The sequence below is a fragment of the Ignavibacteriota bacterium genome (genome assembly GCA_016218045.1).
In the GTDB taxonomy this organism is placed as follows: domain Bacteria; phylum Bacteroidota; class Ignavibacteria; order SZUA-365; family SZUA-365; genus JACRFB01.
Genome location: JACRFB010000040.1, coordinates 290,811 through 314,125, shown reverse-complemented (window position 1 = coordinate 314,125; position 23,315 = coordinate 290,811). Strand labels below are relative to the sequence as shown.

At 58.6% G+C, this 23,315-nt stretch carries 19 protein-coding genes; 11 read left to right on the top strand and 8 right to left on the bottom strand.

What is annotated here, in order from left to right; genetic code table 11:
* The coding region (locus tag HY962_10970) for a hypothetical protein (GenBank protein ID MBI5647443.1) at nucleotides 1–1,017 on the bottom strand (1,017 nt) is incomplete at its 3' end.
* 463 nt (nucleotides 1,018–1,480) lie between these two features.
* Here HY962_10970 and glmS point away from each other — a divergent pair.
* The 5 genes from glmS (at nucleotide 1,481) to HY962_10945 (ending at nucleotide 9,755) form a co-directional block, all read left to right on the top strand.
* Nucleotides 1,481–3,316: a glutamine--fructose-6-phosphate transaminase (isomerizing) gene (gene glmS / locus HY962_10965; protein MBI5647442.1), complete on the top strand. Its 1,836-nt coding sequence runs from the start codon at nucleotides 1,481–1,483 to the stop codon at nucleotides 3,314–3,316.
* A gap of 5 nt (nucleotides 3,317–3,321) precedes the next feature.
* Nucleotides 3,322–4,035, top strand: coding sequence for a PIG-L family deacetylase (locus HY962_10960; protein ID MBI5647441.1), 714 nt, complete (start codon nucleotides 3,322–3,324; stop codon nucleotides 4,033–4,035).
* A gap of 2 nt (nucleotides 4,036–4,037) precedes the next feature.
* Nucleotides 4,038–5,048 carry a quinolinate synthase NadA gene (nadA, locus tag HY962_10955; protein ID MBI5647440.1) on the top strand — a complete coding sequence of 337 codons (1,011 nt, stop codon included), beginning with the start codon at nucleotides 4,038–4,040 and terminating at the stop codon, nucleotides 5,046–5,048.
* Between the two features lie 221 nt (nucleotides 5,049–5,269).
* Complete coding sequence (locus HY962_10950) at nucleotides 5,270–7,684, top strand: VCBS repeat-containing protein (GenBank protein MBI5647439.1); 2,415 nt, start codon at nucleotides 5,270–5,272, stop codon at nucleotides 7,682–7,684.
* 46 nt (nucleotides 7,685–7,730) lie between these two features.
* Entirely contained in the window at nucleotides 7,731–9,755 is a 2,025-nt protein-coding gene (locus HY962_10945; protein MBI5647438.1) for an OmpA family protein, read from the top strand.
* 15 nt (nucleotides 9,756–9,770) lie between these two features.
* Here the strand turns inward: HY962_10945 and HY962_10940 are convergent, their stop codons facing one another.
* Both HY962_10940 and lpdA read right to left on the bottom strand, forming a co-directional pair.
* Nucleotides 9,771–10,547, bottom strand: coding sequence for a BtpA/SgcQ family protein (locus HY962_10940; protein ID MBI5647437.1), 777 nt, complete (start codon nucleotides 10,545–10,547; stop codon nucleotides 9,771–9,773).
* Between the two features lie 70 nt (nucleotides 10,548–10,617).
* Nucleotides 10,618–12,015, bottom strand: coding sequence for a dihydrolipoyl dehydrogenase (gene lpdA / locus HY962_10935; protein ID MBI5647436.1), 1,398 nt, complete (start codon nucleotides 12,013–12,015; stop codon nucleotides 10,618–10,620).
* 172 nt (nucleotides 12,016–12,187) lie between these two features.
* Between lpdA and HY962_10930 the strand changes: the two genes are divergently transcribed.
* A complete protein-coding gene (locus HY962_10930; protein ID MBI5647435.1) occupies nucleotides 12,188–12,748 on the top strand; it encodes a thioredoxin family protein in 561 nt (186 codons plus the stop codon).
* Nucleotides 12,749–12,753: 5 nt separating this feature from the next.
* On the opposite strand, the gene HY962_10925 is transcribed toward HY962_10930, so the two are convergent.
* The 4 genes from HY962_10925 to rfbB are packed head-to-tail and all read right to left on the bottom strand — an operon-like array spanning nucleotide 12,754 to nucleotide 17,050.
* Nucleotides 12,754–13,536 carry a glycosyltransferase family 2 protein gene (locus HY962_10925; protein ID MBI5647434.1) on the bottom strand — a complete coding sequence of 261 codons (783 nt, stop codon included), beginning with the start codon at nucleotides 13,534–13,536 and terminating at the stop codon, nucleotides 12,754–12,756.
* On the bottom strand, nucleotides 13,536–14,666 hold the full coding sequence (wecB, locus tag HY962_10920; GenBank protein ID MBI5647433.1) for a UDP-N-acetylglucosamine 2-epimerase (non-hydrolyzing): 1,131 nt from the start codon (nucleotides 14,664–14,666) through the stop codon (nucleotides 13,536–13,538). The genes HY962_10925 and wecB overlap by 1 nt, the downstream gene beginning before the upstream one ends.
* A 2-nt stretch (nucleotides 14,667–14,668) precedes the next feature.
* On the bottom strand, nucleotides 14,669–15,988 hold the full coding sequence (locus HY962_10915) for a nucleotide sugar dehydrogenase (GenBank protein ID MBI5647432.1): 1,320 nt from the start codon (nucleotides 15,986–15,988) through the stop codon (nucleotides 14,669–14,671).
* A gap of 27 nt (nucleotides 15,989–16,015) precedes the next feature.
* Complete coding sequence (gene rfbB, locus HY962_10910; GenBank protein MBI5647431.1) at nucleotides 16,016–17,050, bottom strand: dTDP-glucose 4,6-dehydratase; 1,035 nt, start codon at nucleotides 17,048–17,050, stop codon at nucleotides 16,016–16,018.
* Nucleotides 17,051–17,363: 313 nt separating this feature from the next.
* Here rfbB and HY962_10905 point away from each other — a divergent pair, with 313 nt between their 5' ends.
* Both HY962_10905 and HY962_10900 read left to right on the top strand, forming a co-directional pair.
* On the top strand, nucleotides 17,364–18,521 hold the full coding sequence (locus tag HY962_10905; protein ID MBI5647430.1) for a hypothetical protein: 1,158 nt from the start codon (nucleotides 17,364–17,366) through the stop codon (nucleotides 18,519–18,521).
* 9 nt (nucleotides 18,522–18,530) lie between these two features.
* Nucleotides 18,531–19,145 (top strand): hypothetical protein, encoded by a 615-nt coding sequence (locus HY962_10900; GenBank protein MBI5647429.1) that lies wholly within the window; start codon nucleotides 18,531–18,533, stop codon nucleotides 19,143–19,145.
* A 199-nt stretch (nucleotides 19,146–19,344) separates the two neighbouring features.
* Here the strand turns inward: HY962_10900 and HY962_10895 are convergent, their stop codons facing one another.
* Complete coding sequence (locus HY962_10895; protein MBI5647428.1) at nucleotides 19,345–20,373, bottom strand: YncE family protein; 1,029 nt, start codon at nucleotides 20,371–20,373, stop codon at nucleotides 19,345–19,347.
* Between the two features lie 308 nt (nucleotides 20,374–20,681).
* Here HY962_10895 and HY962_10890 point away from each other — a divergent pair, with 308 nt between their 5' ends.
* The 3 genes from HY962_10890 to HY962_10880 all read left to right on the top strand — a co-directional run bounded on the left by HY962_10890 (nucleotide 20,682) and on the right by HY962_10880 (nucleotide 23,267).
* A complete protein-coding gene (locus HY962_10890; GenBank protein MBI5647427.1) occupies nucleotides 20,682–21,077 on the top strand; it encodes a hypothetical protein in 396 nt (131 codons plus the stop codon).
* Between the two features lie 273 nt (nucleotides 21,078–21,350).
* On the top strand, nucleotides 21,351–22,589 hold the full coding sequence (locus tag HY962_10885) for an efflux RND transporter periplasmic adaptor subunit (GenBank protein ID MBI5647426.1): 1,239 nt from the start codon (nucleotides 21,351–21,353) through the stop codon (nucleotides 22,587–22,589).
* A gap of 6 nt (nucleotides 22,590–22,595) precedes the next feature.
* Complete coding sequence (locus tag HY962_10880; GenBank protein ID MBI5647425.1) at nucleotides 22,596–23,267, top strand: ABC transporter ATP-binding protein; 672 nt, start codon at nucleotides 22,596–22,598, stop codon at nucleotides 23,265–23,267.
* The last annotated feature ends 48 nt before the right edge of the window (nucleotides 23,268–23,315 follow it).

Here is a 23,315-nt window from a genome sequence, read left to right as displayed (position 1 = left end):
GGGTCCGCACACACCGTTGGCCACGAGATCCGCCACAGCGGCCGCGAAGGTGGCGTAGTTCGGTGTTGCACCGCCGATGGTGAAGGTGCCGCTGAGAGCGGGTTTGAGATTTGCCTTGAGTGTATCGTTGAAGACGCCGGTATCGGGCACGTTATTGGGCATGTGCGACCATGCCTTGAAGGGGTGATTGACACCCGCGGCGAAGTTCTTGCTGCCGAGTGTAATTGTGGCTTCGCTGAGGGGCGCAAGGTTGCCGCTCCATGAGTAGTCGCTCTCGGGCACGCCGTCGTAGGTCCACTTGATCGTGGCGCTGGTCAGGTCCTGCTTGCCGTAATTCATCAGTTTGACCTGGATGTCGTAGTTGCCGGCGCAGAAGTTGACGGGCGACAAGAGTCCGGAGATGCCCGCGTCGTTATAGTTCGGGGATGCCAGGTCGAAGCCGAAGTTGTAATTCCCACCATCTGTTCCCGTTCCACTTGCGGTTGTGCAGCCGCTTCCCCAGATACGGCGGTACGGCGGTGTCGCTGATGCGCCCGGATAGCGGATGCCGATCCCCGACCCGGAGTAGCCCTCGTGGCACACAAGTACGATCAATGCCTGATTGGGATTGTACGGAAACGGCGTCTGCAACTGTATCCCGAACCACTGATTCGCCGCGGTGATTGTGATCTGCGTCGACGCCTGATTGTACACCTGGGTCAGACCTGTGGCGAAGGTTGTTGTACTTGTACTAAACGTTGTGTTCGCCTGGCCGATCCAGATCTTCATGTTTGTGTACGTCGTCGTCCCTGCGGCGGCACCCATCCAATACACCTTGGTGATATTACCTGCGTAGGCGCCGGGGAATTCATTCGCCAGGAACTGGTTCTGTACCTTGTTCACCGTGCTGGAAAACGGATACACATTTGTGGTGGAACTCGAGGCATTGTTGTAATACCCCGGAGTCTGTGCCACGGCCGCGGAGCCGAGACAGAAAACGAGCGCAAATACCGAAACCGCACTCCATATACGGAGCATCGTGGACCGGCATGTGAATCCACTGATCATAACGAACCTCACAGGTGTGATGGATGAAAGTAAATACTCAGCGTGTGGTCAACTTCGCTTTGTTCGCATGTGCCTATAGCGGGGTCGCTCACTCCATCGAAAAGACAGAGGGAGTTCTCCGTGAATCAGAAAACACCCTCGCGCCGTCACCACTGTGACCAGGGACTGATACTCTATGTACCTGTGAAAATAATTCACAGCATGAAAAAAGACAAGAGGCAGGCCGGGCGTGGCCTCGCACACGGGATAAAAGCGCGTCAAGGGAACAGTGCCCGCGTCACCATGCCACTCGGTACGTCTTTTATCACCTTGTTATTCCGGGCGGGAGCGAGTATGTTTTCGTGCTTTCGTAACGGATGCCAGAGATGTACCGTTGCCGAACCACCCGCCGTGTCGATCCCGGCGGGGAGAATCCTGGAGATTGAGACATCCTATGTGTGGTATTGTCGGATACATTGGCCCGCAGGAGGCGACACCGATTCTGCTTACCGGACTGAAGCGCCTGGAGTACCGGGGTTACGATTCCGCGGGAATCGCCTGGCTCGAGAGCGGGAAGCTTCACACGCGAAAAAAAGCCGGAAAGGTCGCGGACCTCGAAACGCTGCAAGGTTTATACCCGAATCATTCGACAATCGGGATCGGCCATACGCGGTGGGCGACGCATGGTGAACCGACCGACGTGAATGCGCATCCCCACCTCGATTATACCGGCACGATAGCGCTGGTGCACAACGGGATTATCGAGAATCACGCGGCGATCCGTCAGCGGTTGGAAAGGGACGGCATCCCCTTCGTATCCGACACCGATACGGAGGCCTTGGTCCAGCTCATATCGAAATTCTACGATATCACTTCGAATCTCGAGCAGGCGGTGCGTCTCGCGTTGAAGGAAGTGGACGGCACGTACGGGCTTGCGATCATGTCGAGCCGCGAACCGGGCACGCTGATCGCCGCGCGAATGGGCAGCCCCCTGGTGCTCGGTATCAACGACGGCGAGTATTTCATCGCATCCGACGCGTCGGCCATCGTCCATCACACACGCCAGGTCGTGTATCTCGAGGACGGGAACATCGCGACACTCACACGTGACGGCTGCGAGGTGAAGACAATCGGCGACGAAGTCATCGAGCACAAGATCGAGGAGATCACGTACGACATCGAACAGATCGAAAAGGGCGGCTACGAACATTTTATGCTCAAGGAGATTCACGAGCAGCCGCAGACGATCATGGATTCGATGCGCGGTCGCATACTTCGCGACAAGGGCACGGCAAAACTCGGCGGCCTGCGCGACGTCACCACGGCCCTGACCAACGCGCGGCGCATCATCATCACGGCCTGCGGTACCTCGTGGCACGCGGCGCTGGTCGGTGAATACATGCTGGAGCAGTACGCGCGCATCCCCGTTGAAGTGGAATACGCCTCGGAATTCCGTTACAGGAATCCGATCATCACGGAAGACGACGTCATCATCGCCATAAGCCAGAGCGGCGAGACAGCCGACACACTCGCGGCACTGCGCGAGGCCCAGAAACGCGGCGCGACGGTTGTCGGCATCTGCAACGTCGTGGGCAGCACCATCGCGCGCGAAACGAAGGCCGGCGTGTTCACCCACGCGGGACCCGAAATCGGCGTGGCATCGACCAAGGCGTTTACATCGCAGCTCGTGGTGCTTTCCCTGCTTACGCTGATGCTCGGGCGCAACCGTGGTTTCATTTCTCTGGAAGACGGCCAGCGCTTCGCCGACGAGCTGCTGAAGATACCGGACAAGGTCCGGGAAATTCTGAACCGCACGGAGCCGATCCGTCGTCTCGCGGAACAGAACGCCGCCGCGAACAACGCCCTGTATCTCGGCCGCGGCTACAATTTCCCGACCGCGCTCGAAGGAGCGCTCAAACTCAAGGAGATCTCGTACATTCATGCCGAGGGCTATCCCGCGGCCGAGATGAAACATGGCCCGATCGCGCTGATCGACGAGAACATGCCCGTGGTGTTTATTGCGCCGCAGGACAGGATACACGAGAAAGTGATCAGCAACATCCAGGAAGTGCGCGCGCGCAAAGGCCGGGTGATCGCCGTCGTGAACCACGATGATTCCATCATCGAGGACATGGCCCAGCACGTCATCGAGGTGCCGAAGACAGTGGACTTCCTCAGCCCGCTCCTCACAATTATTCCCCTGCAGTTGCTCGCATACTACACCGCCGTCTACCGTGGCTGCGACGTCGATCAGCCCAGGAATCTCGCAAAGAGCGTCACAGTGGAGTAGCGCGCATGGACAAGCGCCTGCTCATCGTATTCCCCCATCCCGACGACGAAACCTACGGATGCGGCGGGACCATACCCAAGGAGGTCGCCGAGGGCACCGCGGTGACACTGCTGACCCTCACACGCGGCGAAGCGTCGAGCCAGGGGCCGAAACTCGGTCTCACGCGGGCACAGATGGGTGAGAAACGCGCCGCGGAAATGGCAGCGCTGCGCGATCATTTCGGATTATCGGAGCTTATACTCCTCGATTTTCCCGACGGACGCCTCGCCGAGCTTGATCCGCGCCTGCTCGAGCACGCGGTGCACGCCGCCATCGAGAAGGTGCGGCCGCAGGTAATTGTGTCGTATCCCGCGCACGGCATCTCGGGTTTCATCGACCATCTCGTCGCTCATGCCGTTGTCAAGCGCTGCTTCGTCGAGGCGCGGGAGCGCCCCGGCGGACCCCGCCGTTTCGCGATGCAGACAGTCGACCGGGAAAACGCGGAGCGCGCCGCCCGCGTGCTGCGATTCGACAGCGACGACGATATCGATTGCGCCGTCGACGTGCGAGAGTTCCTCGACACGAAGCGGGTCGCACTCGACTTACAGGACAGCATCCGCGAAGTCATCGCCTCCGATAACATCCGCGGAGTGCTCATGCGGCCAATCGAGCATTACGTGTTCTGGGGGGAATCCTTCTCCCCGCCGCTCGGCGGCCTGTTTGAATCTCTTCCGGACTGACAATGGCGGACTCCGCGACCACACATATCCCGAAGGCACAACTCGAAGACGCCATCCTCTCGCTCAAACGCGAGATGAATGCCGTGATACTCGCGCACTATTATCAGACGCCGGACATACAGGACATCGCGGATTTTGTGGGCGACAGTCTTGAGCTTTCGCGTGCCGCTCTCTCGACCGACGCCGATGTGATCGTTTTCGCCGGCGTGCACTTCATGGCGGAGACGGCCAAGATCCTCAATCCCGGCCGCACGGTTCTTCTGCCAGACCTCGATGCCGGGTGTTCGCTTGCGGAAGGAGCGCCCGCGCATCTCTTCCGCCGCTTCCGGCAGGAGCATCCGGATCACCTCGCAATCACATACATCAACAGCACAGCCGAAGTAAAAGCCCTCAGCGACATCATCTGCACTTCGAGCAGTGCGGAGAAGATACTGGCACACATCCCGACAGACGTGCCCATCCTGTTTTCTCCCGACAAAAATCTCGGCGCCTGGCTCGCGCGCCGCAGCGGAAGACGTATGCTGCTATGGCAAGGCGCGTGCAGCGTGCATGAACAATTCAGCGAACAGAAGATGCTTGCGCTCCGGGAGGAGTATCCCGACGCGGAGATCATCGCGCATCCGGAATGCGAGGAAACGGTTCTCTCGCATGCGTCGTTCATCGGATCGACGAGTGCGCTGCTTGCACACGTCCGCCGCAATCCCGGGACCCGGTTTATCGTCGCAACGGAAGCGGGGATACTCCATCAAATGCGCAAGGCATGCCCGGACACGGAACTGATCGCCGCGCCTCCCGAGGCTCCCTGCGCGTGCAATGAATGTCCGTTCATGAAACTGAACACACTCGAGAAGATCCATCGCTGCATGTCGTCCCGTGCGCCGGAAATACTTCTCGATGATACGCTGCGGCTGCGCGCGCTTGCGCCGATCGAGCGTATGCTTGCCCTCAGCGCTGCCGAACCCGGCGAGCTGGTCCATCCACTCGAAGGGATAGAGCTTCCGTTCTCACGCTGATCCTCGGCAAGTGCGGCACGGCGTCATCCACAAATTCGCCGCTCGTTCGGAAGAAGTCTCAGTCCATGCGCGTGGTGCAGGTCTTGCCGCCGGGGCGGCGGGGATCCGCTTCCATGAGACTTCGGAGCCAGTGGACATTGGCTTCAGAAGCTTGAATTTGGTACATTTGCCATGATACACCATCACGCACAGACACTATTCGGTCATCCCACGAGGCGCACATGAAGCACGTATTCCGGTTGCTGGCGGTTGCAGCGTTTTTGCTTGGCACAGCACACGCACAAGTGAAGTTCGAGTACTACAATGTTGAGAACAATTACATGTTGCTCAACCTTCCCACCAACTCGATCATGCTCGCGCGCTTCGACGCGACGGCGCCGGTGCGTATTCAGGAGATTTCGGCGTGGTTCGTTTCGCGCTCCACGGCGGGTTCGCCCGCCGATTCGGCCGATCTGGTGATGTTCGGAAAGGAAGGTGGTTTCGCCTTTCCGTATCAGTTGCGTCCGCTGTTTCAGCCGGTCCGCGTGGGTATCCCAGCGGGCATCGATTCCCTGTTCCGGTTCCGCTTCAGCACGCCGATCGATGTCGGTGGTCCGGGCCAGTTCTTTGTGGGCATCATCAAGCGCAGCGACAATCTGTTTGTGCGTATGGACAATGTGACGCAGGCCATCAATTGCGGCAACAGCGAGGGCGATTCGTCCTTCACCAATCTGTTCGCGCAATACAATTCTGCGACGTCGTCCTACGGCTTCGGGGCATGGTTCCAAGGCAACAAGCCGACGAACAATTGGTACATCGGCGCCGCAGGCGAATACTACAATGACAATCCCCCGCAGTATTTCAGCGACGCGACCGTTGAGACGGGTCTCAACGCGCGGCAGAGCACGAATCCGCGTCTCTCCTGGGGCGATTTCGACGGAGACGGCCGCCAGGATCTGTTGAGCGGCGACCGCCTGTATCGTAACAAGCCCGACGGGACATTCGAGGATGTGGCAAAGGCCGTCGGTTTCAACATCGGCAGCCAGGTGCAAATGTTCGTCGACGTCGATAACGACGGGGATCTCGACATCGTGTGCCAGCCCGACAACTTCGTGTATCTCAACAACGCCGGGTCGTTCAGCCTGCAGGCTTCCCCGGGTCTCAGCCGTTCAGTGAACACACAGGCGATGGCATTCGCCGATTACAACAACGACGGGCTTCCCGATTTCTTCGTCGGCAACGGTGAATACATGTTCATGAAGAATCCGACGAATCAGCAGGACTCCGCCATGGTCGAAGGAGCAGCGTGGCAGGGCTTCCTCTACACCAACAAGGGCGGCACGTTCCTCGATAATACCGCGAATGTGGGTGGCTACACCAAGGGCCAGTACGGCAGGAATCCCTACAACCGCAATCAGACCGTGGAGGGCTGGCGTCCCGCGAGCTGCGTGCAGTGGACGGATTACGACAATGACGGAGATATGGATCTTTTTGTCGGAAACGACCGGCTGCAGTCGAACTACCTGTTCGAAAATCAGGGCACGCCGTTTTTCCGTAGCATCGCGCAGGCGCACGGAGCGCAGGGCGGCACCAAGTCGGCCTACCCCGGACTCTACGGCAACACGCGCGGCTGCGACTTCGGCGACGTGAATAACGACGGTACGATGGACCTGCTGACAGGCGAGACCGCGATTCCGTACGAGCTTATGTACAGCGACGTCACTTCGATCTGGCGCAACAACGCCGCCACGGCCTTCAGCTTCACCAACAGTCAGGCAATATCGAAACTCGGGTACACGGTGTACCAGGCCGATGTCGCATGGGCCGACTTCAACAACGACGGCTTGCTCGATTTCTATGTGACATCGGGCGAACAGTGCTTCACATCGTCGCTGTACCGGCAGAATCAGGATGGGAGCTTCACCGACGTGACCTACGAATCGGGTACCGGACTTGAAGGCGGCTTCGGCGTTGCCTGGGCGGACTTCGACAACGACGGCGATCTCGATCTTGGTGTCGCCTCCGAATTCGGCCTTCGACTCTACCGCAACGAATTGACACAGAAAGGCAGTTGGACCGAGCTGCGCCTGCAGGCCAGCACCGGAAACAGTCATGCAATAGGCGCGCGAGTGCGCGTGTTTGCGGGCGGCGCGGTGTATCTGCGCGAGGTGACGGCGGGCAAGGGCGCGGGATCGCAGCAGCCCTACGTCCTTCACGTCGGTCTTGGCACAGCCGCTTCGATCGATTCCATCATCGTCCGCTGGCCGGGTAAAAAGAACGAGACCTTCAAGGGGCTGGCGATCAATCAGATACTCACGCTTTCGGAGAAGCCGCCCACATCTGTCAAAAATGAAGAGACGGTTGTGCGCACACCCGACCTGCAGCAGAATTACCCGAATCCCTTCTCGAAGTCACGCAACGGCTCGACAAGCATCGCGTACAACCTGCCTTCCGCGGCGGACATACGTCTTGAGCTGTACGATATGCGCGGTTCGCTCGTGAAAACGTTTGTTCGCGAGATGCAGCCCGCCGGAATGCACTTCATGGCGTGGGACGGAAAGAACGACAGAGGCGAGTCCGTACCCAGCGGCACGTATCAGTATATCCTCCGTGCCAACGGCACACTCTTGACAAAACAGCTCGTTGTGCTGAAATAGCCGTATTCATCAGCGCGATTTGCACAACGTCTCACCCGATGCAGTCATGCCATCCACATCGCTGGAACAGATCACACATCGGGTGAGACGTTTCGTTATCATCCTGTGTCTGACTATGGTGTTTGTCTGCAGACCGCACGATGCGGCCGCGCAGCAGTACCAGGAAGGCCGTTGGCGGCTGGCGATCGACGGAGGCATCTCGATGCCCGGCGATGATTTTACGCGCGAACAAAGCGACTACCTTATCAGTCCGTTCGGGGGTGCCGGCATCGAGTATTTCCTGACCGACAACATCGGTGTGCGCGCCGATCTTCTCGGGGGATTTCTGCAGAACAAAGCCGGGGATCTCATACTCAAGAAGTACTACAAGCTGACCTTCAACAGCATCGACTACACAACGATGCTCTTCGTTTTAACCGCCGGACCTTCCGTCGTGACGCCCTCATTGTTCGGGATACACGGCGTGCTTTCCTTCCGCGGTGGTCTGATGTATCATTCCACCAACATCAATTTCGACCAGCGTTCCGAATCGAGCAGCGCGGTGGAGCTGGCGTTCGGACCGGCGCTCGCGATCGAGTATCCACTCACGGAGACGCTGACGCTCGGTGCGCAGTATTCCGCGATGTTTACGACCACCGACCATCTCGACGGAGTGCATTTCGAAGGCAGCAACCGCGACGGAATGTCTCTGTTTACAGTTGGTGTACGCTGGACTCTGAACGCGCCCGATCTGTCGGAAAAGACAAGGCCACGCGGAGAATCCCCGGAGTTTCCCGCACCGCCGAAAACAGCGCCGGGCGGTCCACCCGTCATCGCGGGTCAGAGGGGCGGCGACTCGCGAAGTGGGGACGACCGAAACGGGGATGGATCTGCCGGCAACAACCGCGGGAACGGACAAACGGATGGACGGACAACGGCGGACCCGGACCGCGAGACCGGCTCCGTTGAAGGACGTGATGCGGAGACCGCACGTGATGGAAATACACAGACGGGAGAGACCGCTTCTGAAGCTGCGCCGTTGCCCGCCCCCAGACGGGAGCCCGTTGTGTCGCCGACCATTGCGGTAAGCGATTTTGAAGGCATACCGGGTCTTAAGCGTGATGCCGAGTCCGTGGAGCTTGTGCTGCAAAAGAAAAAATCAGAAGACATCAACGTGGATGTGCGCTTCGAGCTGCTCAGAGACGGACTGACCATTGCGCAGAGCACGCGACGCATGACGCTTCGTGAACCTTCTCAAAAATTCACCGCACGGGAATTCCTCGACTTTGCAGGCATGTCCGGCGGCGATGTATCGACGGAACGTCTTCCGACCGGGGAATACGAAATGCGGATCGGTGTGCGTCCCGACGGGAGCACCGAGGAAGAAATGCTCTCGATGCGTTTTGCACACGTGGACTACGAATCACTTTTCGGCAGCGACGCCGAGCGGGTGCGCTACCTGGTGCAGACAGGGCGGAGCGGGGTCTCCATTCAGCCGAACAACGAGGTCATGTTCAATACCTTCGGGCGAGATTTCGCACGTGTGGAAACAGCCGGGGCGGTGGACCCGTCAGCCGAGGAGACGGCGTCATCGAGTGGCGTCATCCGCGAAGCACTTGCTCTTGCGCCCTCGGGCAGTACCTCCGGCGAGAAGCAGGCCTTCCTGTCAGCGCTTCTGCGCGAATCATTCAACAAGTCGTTGGTGATACTGAACGCAGCCGCGAAAGCGCCCGGCACACCGGAACGCCTGTCGACCGTTCTGGGAGAAGTGTACTTTCCCTTCGACGGCGCGCAGCTCACCGAAGAGGGGAAGATCCTTCTCGACAATGTCGCGCAATTACTGCAGCAGCACCCCGAGCTGAACGCCGAGATCCGCGGATTTGCGGACGAAATTGGGGACGATGCCTACAACGTGTTGCTTTCGCAGAGACGCGCCGACCGCGTGTACGAGTATTTGAACCGCAAGCAGATTCCGGACACACGCATCCATTCACATGGTGTAGGCCGTACGCGGTCCGGTGCAAAAGCATCGGGCGAACAGCGTCAGCGCGAGCGTAAAGTGCAGATCGTACTTGGCGAGGGCATGCCCTGACCGACTGCGGCCGGGTTAGCCGCGTGCCGCACGAACAAGTGCGCGCGCGCGATCAGCGTCAACGGGATTGGTGGTAACACCCTGCTCTTTCACCGAGGTGCCGACGATGACGCCATCGGCTTTGGCGAGCAATGAGCCAATGTTTGCCTCCGACACACCGCTCCCGATCAGCACCGGAGCGCTGACGGCCGAGCGCACAACGTCGACGTCGATCGGATCGGTGGGTTCGCCCGTGCCTCGTCCCGACACAATGACCGCATCGGCGCAGCCGCGCACAACGGCGTCGCGCGCTGCATCCGCAATCGAGACAGGCGCGGGCGGCACGGCATGTTTCACAAGCACGTCCGCGAAGATCCGCACGTCCACATCGAGCATTCTCCGCGCGCGAAGCGTTTCATCAGCTCGACCTTCTATCAGTCCCTGATCCGTCAGCATCGATCCCGCATGCACGTTGACGCGAATAAACGCAGCGCCAGTCGCCGCGGCGATCCCCAGTCCTGCGGCGGCATCATTGCGCAGTACCTGCACTCCCAGCGGAAGCGAGCAGGCGCGCCGCAGTTCGAGAGCGATGCGGGTCATGTCGGCTATCACATGCGCCTCGACGCGTTCCTTTCGAAAAGGCACGTCCCCGTAATTCTCGACGAGGAGTGCGTCGAAGCCGGCCTCCTCCAGTACCTGGGCGTCGATGAGCGCACGTGCGAGGATCTCATCGCGTGAGGCGGCGGCACGCGGTGAGCCGGGCAGGGGCAGAAGGTGCACCATGCCGATGAGCCGGTACGGGAATCGGGTCATAGAAAACACCTGTTGTTGGTACGGACCGCGACGAGTGAGCGCACACAGCGTGCGCGCGTCTGGAGCGTGCTCAGAAGTTGACGGACTCGCCGTACGCAACCGCGGACGCTTCCATCAGCGCTTCCGACAGCGTGGGATGCGCGTGCACGGTTTTGATCAATTCGTGTTCCGTCGTCTCCAGCGCGCGCCCAAGCGCCGCTTCGGCGATCAGTTCGGTCGCTTCCGAGCCGATGATATGCGTGCCGAGCAATTCGCCATGTTTGGCGTCGAACACCATCTTGACAAAACCCTCCGTATGCCCCGCAGCGACGGCCTTTCCCGACGCAGTGAAGGGGAATTTTCCGACGCGTAATTCGTATCCGAGCTCGCGCGCCTTTTTCTCGGTCAATCCCACGCTGGCAACCTGCGGCTGGCAGTATGTGCATCCGGGTATGTTCGCGTAATTGACGGGGACCGGGTGTTTGCCTGCAATCGCCTCAACGCAGGTGATGCCTTCGGCCGATGCCACATGTGCAAGCCAGGGCGGTCCGACAACGTCGCCGATTGCGTACACGCCCGGCACATTGGTGCGATAATACTCGTCGACCTTGATGTAGCCCTTCTCGACCACGATGCCGTTCTGCTCGAGCCCGATGTTTTCGATATTGCCCTGGATGCCGATCGACATAAGAGCAATGTCGCCCTCGAGCACTTCCTCGCCGCTGTCGTTCGAGACGCGGACGCGCACACCCTCGCCGGTGGTTTCGATCCCTTCCACGCGGGTCTTCGTTTTGATCGCGATTTTTCTTTTGCGGAAGCTGCGTTCGAGTTCCTTCGACACGTCCTCATCCTCGATCGGGAGAATGTTCGGCAGCATTTCGACGATGGTCACCTGGCTGCCGAGCGTGTTGTAGAAATATGCGAACTCGACTCCGATGGCGCCCGCGCCGAGCACGATGAGGCGCTCCGGACGCTCTGTCAGCGACATGGCCTCGAAGTACGAAATCACCCGCTTCCCATCGAACGCCACACCCGGGATGCTGCGCGGACGCGCGCCTGTCGCGAGGATGATATGCGGCGCGGTGATCTCGTCGATCACGGTTCCCTCCGCATCACTCACCGTGAGGCGCCCGGCTGCCGCGAGGATCCCTCGCCCGGCAATGTGTGTCACATTGTATTTCTTGAAAAGGAATGCCACGCCCTTCGACATTCTGTCGGCGATGCCCCGGCTGCGCTGTATGATCTTCGAAAAATCGAAGCGCGCGTTCTCGACCGTGATGCCGTACTCTTCGGCGTGACGGATGGTTTCCCAGACCTCTGCATTACGGAGAAGGGATTTTGTCGGAATGCAGCCCCAGTTCAGACAAATGCCTCCGAGGTGTTTTGCCTCGATACACGCGGTTTTAAATCCGAGTTGTGCAGCACGAATCGCCGCGACATATCCGCCGGGACCACCGCCGACAACAACGACGTCAAATGACTGGGCCATGAGTATTCTCCGTTCCTGCTTCGATGTTCAAAAACTACATCCATAAAAATACGGGAGGGCCATGGGAGGAACAAGACAGGAGGAAGGAGTCTGCAGAGGGGAACAGATTGTCGTATTTTCGCGAAGCGCCGGAACGAGGCGCGCGTTTCTGTATCACTATCCCGGTACGACAATGGCTTTGATGCATTCGAAAGGAATGCCGGTGGGAACACCGGCGCCCGATTTCCGCCTGATAGGCGTAGACAGGAACGAATACACACTCGATTCATTTGCACGCGCCGAGACGCTTGTTGTGGTCTTTACGTGCAATCATTGTCCTTACGCCATGGCGAGCGAGGACCGGCTCATCGACCTCCAGAAAAAGTATTCACCGCGCGCGAGATTTGTTCTGATCAATCCCAACGACGTGGAGAATTACCCGGAGGACTCGTTCGACGCGATGATCGAGCGAGCACGCGCGAAGGACTTCCCCTTCCCGTATCTCTACGACGAAACGCAGGAGACGGCGCGGGCATACGACGCGGTGTGTACGCCGGACATTTTCGTGTTCGACACGAAGCGGCGCCTTCAGTACAACGGTCGCATCGATGACAACTGGAAGGATCCCGCGGCCGCAACCCGCCACGATCTCGACACCGTCATCAGCGATGTGCTTGCGGGACGTTCAATCAGCATCGATCCAGTCCCGTCCATGGGCTGCAGCATCAAGTGGAAACCCGCCGCGAATAGGTAAGCCGGTCAGTCGAGGCGTCCGCCGTATTTCCAGAAGAGATACGCGACCGCCTTGAGATGAACCCAGGACAGTCGGGAAAAAAGTTTCTTACGCGTGATGCGCTGCTCGTAGTGCACGATGCGTGTGTCGTGCACGTAGTAGATATTCCAGCCGGCGCGTCGCATGCGGACGCAGTAGTCGATGTCTTCCGGACCGTAGAAGATATGGTCGTCGAGAAGTCCCACGCGTTCCATGGCCTCGCGGCGGATGCACTGGCATGCGCCGATCAGATAGTCCACCTCGCGCGTGTCGTTGCGGTCCCAGCCCGTCATTTCGTGCTCATGAAGGATGCGGCTGTTTCGAAATATTTCGAATGCCTGCAGGCGCCGCATGAGGAAGGCCATGGGGGTAGGAAAACGCCGCCCGCTTGGCTGAACGGTTCCATCCTCGAAGACGAGTTTACATCCCGCAATTCCCGCGTCGGGGGTTGCGTCCATAAAGGAGACGAGCCGCGCGAGGGAGTTCTCCTGCAGCACCATGTCGGCGTCGAGCGTGACGATATAGCGCCCTTGTGCGAGAGCGAGGCCCTGGTTGCGCGCCGGGGCGACACCCTTGTTCACCTCGTTCAGAATCAGCCGACAGGCGGGGAAGTGCGCCGCGACCATCTCGGCCGTGCCGTCGCGCGAGTCGTTGTCGATGACGATGATCTCGAACGTGATGCCTTGTGTAAGGGTGAATACGGACTCGAGCAGCCGCTCGAGCATGTCGCGCATCCTCCACGAGATGAGGACGATGGAGAGGTCGGTCATCACGCCGGGACCGTCCCGCCGGTCAGTGTAATGCCGAAGTCGCGTGCCAGCACGGCGGCAATGCGTTCAGCCGCGTGCCCATCCCACAGATCGGGGATCACGCCGCGTTTTCCGTTTCCCGCCAGGGCTTCGCGTGCAAGCCGCACGGCCGCTTCGACGTCGAGTCCCAGAAGTTGATTTGTACCGTGTGTGACGGTGACAGGGCGTTCGGTGTTTTCGCGGAGGGTGAGGCAGGGCACCTGGAGAAAGGTGGTCTCCTCCTGTATTCCACCCGAGTCCGTCATCACCACGCCTGCGTGTTCCTCGAGCGCGAGAAAATCCACGTATCCGATCGGATCGCACAGCCGCAGATTCGGCAGGGCTTCGAACGAGGATGAGAGGCCCGTATCGGCGAGGCGCTGCCGCGTCCGTGGGTGTACGGGAAAAAGGATGGGGGCTTCATCGCGAAGGCCTTCGAATATGCGCAGGATCTTGACGAGATTCTCCTCGCTGTCGACGTTCGACGGCCGATGCAGGGTCACAAGAATATAGCGGGATGGTTCGACACCGTGTGCGGCAAGCGCCTGAGCGGCAGTAGGGCGCCCGCGATACCGCATCAACGAATCGATCATCACGTGACCGACAAAATGCACCTTGGATGCGGGTACGCCCTCGCGTGCCAGATTCTCGAGGCCGGCCTGCTCGGTCACGAAAAGATAGTCCGACAACACATCCGTGACGAGCCGGTTTATCTCTTCGGGCATGTCGCGGTCGAAGCTCCGCAGCCCGGCTTCCACATGCGCGACCGGGATGCCGAGTTTGCTGGCGGTTACCGAACAGGCGAGCGTCGAGTTGACATCACCCACGACGATGACAAGATCGGGGCGTTCGGTTTGCAGCGCCTTTTCGAATTCGATCATCACACGCGCGGTTTGCTGCGCATGCGTTCCCGAACCGACACCGAGAAACACGTCCGGTTGCGGCAGTTCGAGGTCGTCAAAAAAGACCTTCGACATTTTTTCGTCGTAGTGCTGCCCCGTGTGCAATATGCGGTGGGTCAGCAGTCCGGCGTATGCACGGAACGCATGGTGGAGCGGCGCGACCTTCATGAAGTTCGGCCGCGCCCCGACGACGGAGAGAAATACAGGCACGCCTACTTCCCGTCTCCGAGCACAACCACGTTTTTCTTGGCCCCCTTCACCGACTTGGTCGCGTTGCGCGTATCGATGACCAGTTTTGCGGAGCGGACAATGTCGTCGTAGTCGTATTGCGAGTGGTCGGTGGTGATGAGCACACAATCCACGCTTTCGACGAGTTCCTTTGTGAGCTTCTTCGAACGGAAAGTCTTGCCGTGCACGTCGACCGTGGGGATAAAGGGGTCGTTGTACACAAGGTTGCTGATTCCGTCTTCAAGCAGAAGCTCCATCACGCGGAGCGCCGGGGAGTGGCGCGTGTCATCGACATCCTTTTTAAACGCGACTCCGAGGACCAGTATGCGCGCGTCGCGAAGTGACGCCTTGCGCACGCCGAATTCCTGATAGATCATGTTCTTCACATAGAAGGGCATGTTCTCGTTTGTCTCTGCAGCCAGCGTGATGAACTTCGTCTGAAAATCGTACTTCCGCGCGAGCCAGGACAGATAGTACGGATCGATGAGGATGCAGTGGCCGCCGATTCCCGGACCCGGATAAAAGGGCATGAAGCCGAAAGGTTTGGTTTTAGCGGAATCGACCACTTCCCATATGTTGATGCCTCCCATACGATCACACAGCATCGCCATCTCGTTCACAAGCGCGATGTTCACGCTGCGGAAGATATTCTCCAGCAGCTTTTCCATTTCGGCGACTTTCGGATTCGAGACTGTGACAACCTGCTCGATGACGAGTCCGTTCACGAGAGCCGCGAGCTCGGTGCATTTTTTTGTGACACCACCCACAACAACAGGTGTGTTCTTGGTTGTGAACTGCTTGTTGCCCGGATCGATACGCTCCGGGGAAAACGCGAGATAGTAGTCGGCACCGACCTTGAGGCCCGTGGCGTCGAGGATGGGTTTGACGAATCCTTCCGTTGTATTGGGAAAAGTGGTGCTTTTCAGAATCACGATATGATCTTTGCGCAGCCCGGACGCGATGCCTTTGCTCGCTTCCACGATGTAGCTGATATCAGGGTCCTTGTTTTCCGTAAAAGGCGTCGGCACGCAGATGAATATCACATCGAGCGATGCGACGCTCCTGTAGTGGTCCTCCGCGCGAAGCATCCCTGCGCTCACAGCTTTGCGCAGCTCCGCATCGTCGACGTCGTCGATGTAGTTCTTGCCCTTGTTGATGGAAGCGACTTTGGCCGCGTCAACATCGATACCGAGCGTCCGGACACCTGCGTTTGCAAATTCGACAGCAAGAGGGAGCCCGACATATCCGAGGCCCACAACGCCGACGGTGATGTTCTTCGATGAGATTTTTTCCTGGAGTTTCAAGCCGACCCTCGTTGCGATGAGCGATGATTATTTGGAAAAATACTGCGTGTTGTAGTATTCCATGTAGGCGCCGTTCAAGACGCGCGTCCACCATTCCGTATTGGAGGCATACCAGTCGATCGTTTCACGTATGCCTGTGGAGAAATCGACGCGGGGGACCCAGCCCAACTCCGCGGCGATCTTTGATGGATCGATCGCATACCTGCGATCATGCGCAGGCCGGTCTCGGACGAATTCGATGAGGCTTTCGGGTTTTCCCAAAGCCGCGAGTACCGCGCGCACAATGTCGATGTTCTTCTGCTCGTTCCGGCCTCCGATATTGTACACTTCGCCCGGCGCGCCATGCCGCAGAACGGCGAGCAGCGCCGATACATGGTCTCGTGTATGTATCCAATCGCGCACATTGAGTCCGTCGCCGTACACAGGAAGCCGCAGGTCGCGCAAGGCGTTGATGATCATCAGCGGGATCAGTTTTTCCGGAAACTGCCGCGGCCCGTAGTTGTTCGAACAACGCGTCACGATCGCCGGAAAGCCAAAGGTCTTTGCATACCCGAGCACTATGAGATCCGACGCGGCTTTGCTGGCGGCATAGGGGCTTGTCGGATCGATGGGTGAAGATTCGGTGAAGGCGCCCTCGGGCCCGAGCGACCCGTACACTTCGTCTGTGGAGACGTGCAGGAAACGGCCCACGCCCGCCCGCTTCGCCGCTTCCAGAAGGATCTGTGTGCCGAGCACGTTGGTATGCGTGAAAACGAGCGGTCCGAGAATGCTTCGGTCGACATGCGATTCCGCCGCAAAATGAACGACAGTATCGATTGGATACGTCTCAAAGACTCGCTGCATCGCGTCCTGGTCGCAGATGTCGGCCTGGACGAAGTCGAACTGTCCCTTCAGATCTGCCAGATTTTCCAGATTTCCGGCGTACGTGAGTTTGTCGACAACAACAATCCGCCCCGAAAACAGAGATCCTTCAAGAACGGTGCGGACAAAGGCGCTTCCAATAAAACCGGCGCCACCGGTTATCAGCACGTTTTCCGGTGAGTACGAGGGGGAGGGCTCCACAATTTTCGCTGGCTGGGGACAAAAGAGATTTAATCTTGCAAGTTACACAGCGGTCCAGAGCAAACAAAACACGGCTTTCGTGTCGGACCGTGCTGGTGAGGATGCACGGCACGTGCGGGAACATTTTTCGATTTGCCGCGTGAAAGGGTAGAGCCCCTGCCGTTTCATGGCCGGCGCGGAAACGGGATGGAGCATGGAACAGAGTCGTCACAGCAGGAGGAGAACACGGCGGAAATACACCTGAGTCACACACTGCTAGCATCCGCCGGCACGGATGCAGCGACCACCATTTTCAGCAACATGGGAGATCATCATGAAATCACACGCAATTCTCGCGCTGCTCATACTCGCGGCGCTTCGCCCGCCAGGCGTTGAAGCACAGGACCTTGGCCTGGATCCATCCGACAGGGTCACGATCATCACAAAGGACGTCCGCGACCCCGATGGCACACCATGGACGACGTACGTCGAACTTGGTCAGTTCTTTCCGACCATATCGCTGCGCCTGATGGTCGCGGAAGTGGCGCTCGTTGGGGAAAACGGCCAATCGACGGATGTTGAGTGGGACCATCCACTCGCAGGCGAATTCACCTCGCCCTATATGCCTCTCTACAAGTACAATTCGCTCGAGTACGCCAACGAGCTTGTCACCAAACCATTTGTTCTTGAACAGGGAAAAACCCTGTCGATGTTCCGCGACTTCGGTTTCCGCTTTCCGACGACGAACAAGGATGAGGGGGCACGAGGCATCGATCAGGATACCGCGGAATTGGACGTCCCTGACGCGGTACGTTTCCGCATCGAGCTGCTCGATGCATCGACGCACGAGGTTGTCAGTGTCATGGAGCAACTCAATTTCCCTCGATGCAGCAACTGGACCGATTTCTCGGAGGCCATGTTTGCGATCGCGCAGGGTACCGCGACATTAGCCGTCGAGAAACCGTACATGCTGACCTTCGCCGCGCCGGCCGCGCTTGCCGGAAGGCGCTGCGTTGTACGAATCACTGCCGAGGTTGAGGGGCAGGATGAGGGCCGTTTTACCGAACGGGCACTGTATGCACGATTCAAACAGTTCTCCCGTGTATCACACACACTCGTGGAAGGGTACAAGAGCATCGAGAAAAACATCGAGCATCTTGCGGATTCCATTCTGTTGACCCTGCCCCTCCCGAAGAACGGAGGCGAGGGAAAGAGTGTTCAGAATCCGAGCCTGACCGTGTACCCGAATCTCCTCTCGCCGTCTGAATCAGTCCTGCGGGTTTCCGATCCCTCCATGAAGGATGGTGACGCGGTGGCAATCCATTGCGTCGATATGGCGGGCCGGATGTTGCACGAGGACCTTCGGTTCGCACACGGTTCCGCCCCGGTGCAGTTTGTCCTGCCTGCTTCGATGCTCGAGCACGCCGCCTTCCTCGCCTTTATCCGACGAGGCGAATCAGTCAACTATTCACTCATCCGCACGCAACGCTAAGGAGGCGCCATGAAATTCGCATTCTGCACTCTCGCAGTGCTGGCTCTCTGCCTTCTCGCGCACACGCCGACCACCTACGCCGAAACCGACGCAGGATCGGCATATGCTGCGGAACCGGCAGTCACGGCGCACGCAGGCATCGCGTCCTCACCGCTGGAAGATCCCACGCCCGATTTTACCTTCGAGGAGTGGGAGACACGCATCGGGCAGTACGCATCCGCCGGTCAGATGGCCTGCCAGAATGGCACTCTGAACATGATGCTCGACGGTGCACTGAAGATGTATCAGTACTTCGGAGCCATGCTGGTGGAGAGATTTGTCGCAACCCGGTGGCCCTGGTTCGCCCCGGCGGTCTCCGCGTCCCTGCGTTTTCTCCTGCCGCTCATCGCCTCGGAAGCTAAGTGGCTCTGCCGCTGCATCCCTGTGATATCCAACACGGAGGTGGTCTTCAGAGATCCCGACGGCAACATCGTCATGAAGAAAGAGACTATTACCACCGCAAACTGTTGTGTGGTCATGCCGATGACACTGAACTACCTCGGATTTCCCCACTGCGACATGCCGATTCAAACACAAGGTGATTGCATACGACGGGCGGAGTCAGGGGCCGCCACATGTTTCTAACATCTGCCCAGTGCGCATTCACGATCAGCAATTCTTCCACGCAGGAGTAGCGTGCTATCGCGGCAGCGCGCAGTAGGGATTTTCGAGGCGACGCTGTTGCGGATCGTGACACCGGCATCGTCCTTCACACCATGGGAATGAAAAGGGCGCCCCGAAACTTTCGGGGCGCCCTTGAATGTCGATTGACGTATACTATCGTTTACGGTTTCTGGATGACGGCGATACCGTAGATCGGTGTGCGCAGAGAGATGGAGCGCTGATGTTCCAGCGTCGACATGTTGTACCACTTCAGCTCCTCGGCTGCGATGTAGCAGAGGTCGCCTGTCGGGGCGCTCATGATGCCACGATTGACAACGCCGGAATTAAAGAGCTTGATGATTTCATTTTTCTGTGTGTCGAGCACGTTGATGCCGTCCACTTCCTTTAACGCAACCTTCCTGTTCACGATGTACGCCCATTTTCCGTTTGCACTGAAAACGATGGAGGACTGGTTCCCGGTATGGTATTTGGGCACGGGAATATCTTTGATCGATTTCAGCGTCTCAGTGCTGAATGCCTCGACACGGTTCTTGGTGCCGAAGGAGAGATATCCCTTGGCTTCATTCGGACTGCATGCGAGGCCGGAAAGATCGGCAGCGAGTCCGGGGAGCAACTCAACGCTTCCAAGCTGCGTGTAATTGCCCGCGTCGAACACACGCACGCCTTCGCCCTGATTCAACACAAACAGTTTCGCTCCGTCGTGCGACACAGAAAGAGCGGTGATGTTTTTCCCCGCATCAAACTGTGAGACAATCTGTTCTCTTTTTGTGTCGATGACGTAGATGCGGAGTTCCTCGTTGTTGTCGGCGCGTTCCGCGACAAAGATCTTCAATCCGTCCGGCGTGCGCGTGAGCGGACCAGCGTAGATATTGCGGCGGTTCACGGGAAGGCGCAGGGCCTGCACGACTTTCGTTTCGGCGAGTGAGACGATCGAGACGGTGATTTCGCCTGTGTTGCTCACATAGAGCCGGCTGTTGTCGGAGTTGAACGCGATCATATCAGGATTGCGGCCGACTTGGATTCTCTGGATAAGTTTCCCCGCGACCGGGTCGACTATACCGAGATTATTCTCGTCGTGCAGCGCGGCGTACACGATGTGCTTCTGGGCGGTGAGGGGCGGATGCAGATTTGGGCACAGCCCCGCGAGTATCACGACCGCGAGTGCGATGGTAACGTGGAAGCGTCTCATGGCAGGAGGGGGATGGTGGGTGAGATGTGAATCGAATGATCCGAATACAATGGTAGCAATCTGTTGACTTGCAATCAAGGATCTGCGGCGCCCCCCGCGCGTGGCACAGCATCATCCCCGGTGTGTGGCATTCGTGCAACACTGATCACCATCTTGTGGGGAACAGATGCGGCACTCACAGAACACACTGCCACAAGGGCTGCAAAAAAGGGGATAATTCCTCCCGTTTGTCCTGAACGATTTCTGGCACAATGATTGGGATAGGATAGACAGTCACAGATTGTATACATTTTTCCAAGAGCAGCGCCATGTTTCGTCTTCTATCCGCCGTGTTTGTCGTTGTACTCACCGCAGCCCTTCTCTCGGCATGTTCCAGCGACGACAGCACCACACCGACAGCAGCGCCGGTGACAAAGGCGAAATCGTTCCAATCGGACATCAAACCGATATTCCAGGCGCACGGCTGTCTGGGTTGTCACGGAACGCAGGCGAATCTGAGTCTGGCAACGGTACCGTCAATACTGACCGGCGGTGTACACGGACCGGCAGTTATTGCGGGCAATGCCGATTCGAGCCTGATCATCAAGAAACTGAGCCCGATGCCGCCCTTCGGAAATCGCATGCCCGGCGGCGGTACGCCTCTGAACGAAACGACGATCCAGATCATCAAGGACTGGATCAACGAAGGCGCGAAGGACAACTAGGAAATCAGGACACAAAACCGGAGGAGGATGCGGCAGGAAGACAGCAGCCAGGATCACCGTGATGGCGTGTGGCACGATTAACCATGGTAGAGGCAGCCTGACTGTTTGAATCACAAAGCACCCAATTCCCACAGGAAGCGAACGGATTCGTTCGCTTCCTGTTTTTGTATTGGAACAACTAAGGATCATTCTTCTGTTGAAGGCGGAGAGAAAAAAGCCGTACTTTGATGAATACATCCAGACCGCTCACACTTCCACAAGTCATCCGTACCCATGGCTGAAAACGAGAAAGAACCGCTCGCAACGTTGCGCATCGATCGCGATCGTTTCGAGAATACCCGCAAGGTGCGCGGGAAGAGAAAAAAAATACTGCTTGGTTTGGCGGGACTGTTGGTCCTGATTCTCCTTGTGCTCGGCATGGGAGGCGCGCTGAATCCTCCGCCCAAGGTGCAGACGGCGCCGGTGTCGGTGCTCTACCCCGCCCAACTGCACCGCGTGCTAGTTGCCAGTGGCTATGTGGTGGCACAACGAAAAGCCGCTGTCGCGTCAAAAGGCACAGGACGGCTGGTGGAGCTGAACGTTGTGGAAGGTGATTATGTCGCGCGCAATGTGGTGCTCGCGCGGATCGAAAGCGGTGAAATCGAAGCGGCGGTCGCGCAGGCCCGCTCGCTGCTCGAGTCCGCCCGCGCGGCGCTCTCGCAGGCCGAGGCCGAGGCCTCCGATGCCGAGACCGCTTTTGCACGCGTTCGGACGCTGTATGCCAACGGGAGTGTGTCGAAGGCGGATTTCGACATCGCGGAAGCCCGTGACAAACGAGCTCGTGCATCGGTGAAGGCGGCATCGTCGAATATCAAGGCCGCCGAGGCGGCCGTCCGCGCGACCGTCGTGCAGCTCGAAAACACCGTCATACGCGCGCCGTTCGACGGCACGGTGCTTACAAAAAATGCAGATGTGGGTGAAGTGGTCGCGCCCTTCGGCGCCGCCGCAAACGCACGCGGCGCGGTGGTGACCATGGCCGACATGCGGTCCTTGGAAGTTGAAGCGGATGTTTCGGAGTCGAATATCGAAAAAGTGAGCATCGGCCAGCCCTGCGAAATCATTCTCGACGCGTATCCCAACACGCGCTACCGCGGTGAAGTGAGTAAAATTGTACCGACGGCCGACCGCGCGAAAGCGACGGTCATGACCAAAATCCGTTTCCGCAACCTCGATAAACGGGTGCTCCCGGAGATGAGCGCCAAAGTGTCGTATTTACCGATGGAAGGCGGCGGTGACCTGCTCACGCAAAAGCCGAAACTCGTTGTAAACGCCTCGGCGGTCGTGCGCGACGGCGGCGCCGTGACGGTGTTTGTGGTGAATGACGGGGTTCTCGCAAAGCGGGCCGTCAGTCTTGGGACTGAGGCGGTCTCGATGGTGGAGGTTCTCTCGGGACTCAAGGCGGGCGATGTAGTGGTGCTGCGCCCCGATCCGTCGTTCGAAGACGGGATGCGTGTCGAGATCGACGCGCAGTGATGAGACATGGACACGATCATCGCCATCCGCGGACTGCGGAAATCCTACTATCGCGACTCGCTTGAAATTCCGGTTCTGAACGGCATCACGATGGACATCGAGCGCGGGGAGTTTCTCGCGCTCATGGGTCCTTCAGGTTCGGGCAAGACGACGCTTCTCAACCTCATCGCCGGAATCGATCGTCCGAATGACGGAGCCATTTTGGTGGACGGGACCGATGTTCCGACGTTGAACGAAAGCGAGCTTGCGGCATGGCGCGCGCAGCATGTCGGTTTTGTGTTCCAGTTCTACAATCTGCTTCCGGTTCTCACGGCCTTCGAAAATGTGGAACTGCCCCTGCTGCTGACATCTCTCAGCGCGAAGGAACGGCGCGCACACGTCGAGGCGGCGCTCGAAGTGGTGGGGTTGGCCGACCGCATGAAACACTACCCCAAACAACTCTCCGGAGGACAGGAGCAGCGTGTCGCAATTGCACGGGCCATCGTGACGGATCCGACCATCATCGTGGCGGATGAACCGACGGGTGATCTCGACCGTCGTTCCGCGGAAGAAATCCTTTCGCTCCTCGATACGCTGAACTCGGTCAACGGCAAGACCATCGTGATGGTCACGCACGATCCGCGCGCAGCGGAGCGCGCACACACACAGCGTCATCTGGAGAAGGGTGAACTGTTGTGACACAGGATTCATCCGGTCACACCTCGGAATTTTTCCGCCGCATTCGGG

Coding starts and splice junctions, on each gene's coding strand:
- glmS (MBI5647442.1), top strand. CDS start 1,481: ATGTGTGGTATTGTCGGATACATTGGCCCGCAGGAGGCGACACCGATT.
- HY962_10960 (MBI5647441.1), top strand. CDS start 3,322: ATGGACAAGCGCCTGCTCATCGTATTCCCCCATCCCGACGACGAAACC.
- nadA (MBI5647440.1), top strand. CDS start 4,038: ATGGCGGACTCCGCGACCACACATATCCCGAAGGCACAACTCGAAGAC.
- HY962_10950 (MBI5647439.1), top strand. CDS start 5,270: ATGAAGCACGTATTCCGGTTGCTGGCGGTTGCAGCGTTTTTGCTTGGC.
- HY962_10945 (MBI5647438.1), top strand. CDS start 7,731: ATGCCATCCACATCGCTGGAACAGATCACACATCGGGTGAGACGTTTC.
- HY962_10940 (MBI5647437.1), bottom strand. CDS start 10,547: ATGACCCGATTCCCGTACCGGCTCATCGGCATGGTGCACCTTCTGCCC.
- lpdA (MBI5647436.1), bottom strand. CDS start 12,015: ATGGCCCAGTCATTTGACGTCGTTGTTGTCGGCGGTGGTCCCGGCGGA.
- HY962_10930 (MBI5647435.1), top strand. CDS start 12,188: ATGGCTTTGATGCATTCGAAAGGAATGCCGGTGGGAACACCGGCGCCC.
- HY962_10925 (MBI5647434.1), bottom strand. CDS start 13,536: ATGACCGACCTCTCCATCGTCCTCATCTCGTGGAGGATGCGCGACATG.
- HY962_10905 (MBI5647430.1), top strand. CDS start 17,364: ATGAAATCACACGCAATTCTCGCGCTGCTCATACTCGCGGCGCTTCGC.
- HY962_10900 (MBI5647429.1), top strand. CDS start 18,531: ATGAAATTCGCATTCTGCACTCTCGCAGTGCTGGCTCTCTGCCTTCTC.
- HY962_10895 (MBI5647428.1), bottom strand. CDS start 20,373: ATGAGACGCTTCCACGTTACCATCGCACTCGCGGTCGTGATACTCGCG.
- HY962_10890 (MBI5647427.1), top strand. CDS start 20,682: ATGTTTCGTCTTCTATCCGCCGTGTTTGTCGTTGTACTCACCGCAGCC.
- HY962_10885 (MBI5647426.1), top strand. CDS start 21,351: ATGGCTGAAAACGAGAAAGAACCGCTCGCAACGTTGCGCATCGATCGC.
- HY962_10880 (MBI5647425.1), top strand. CDS start 22,596: ATGGACACGATCATCGCCATCCGCGGACTGCGGAAATCCTACTATCGC.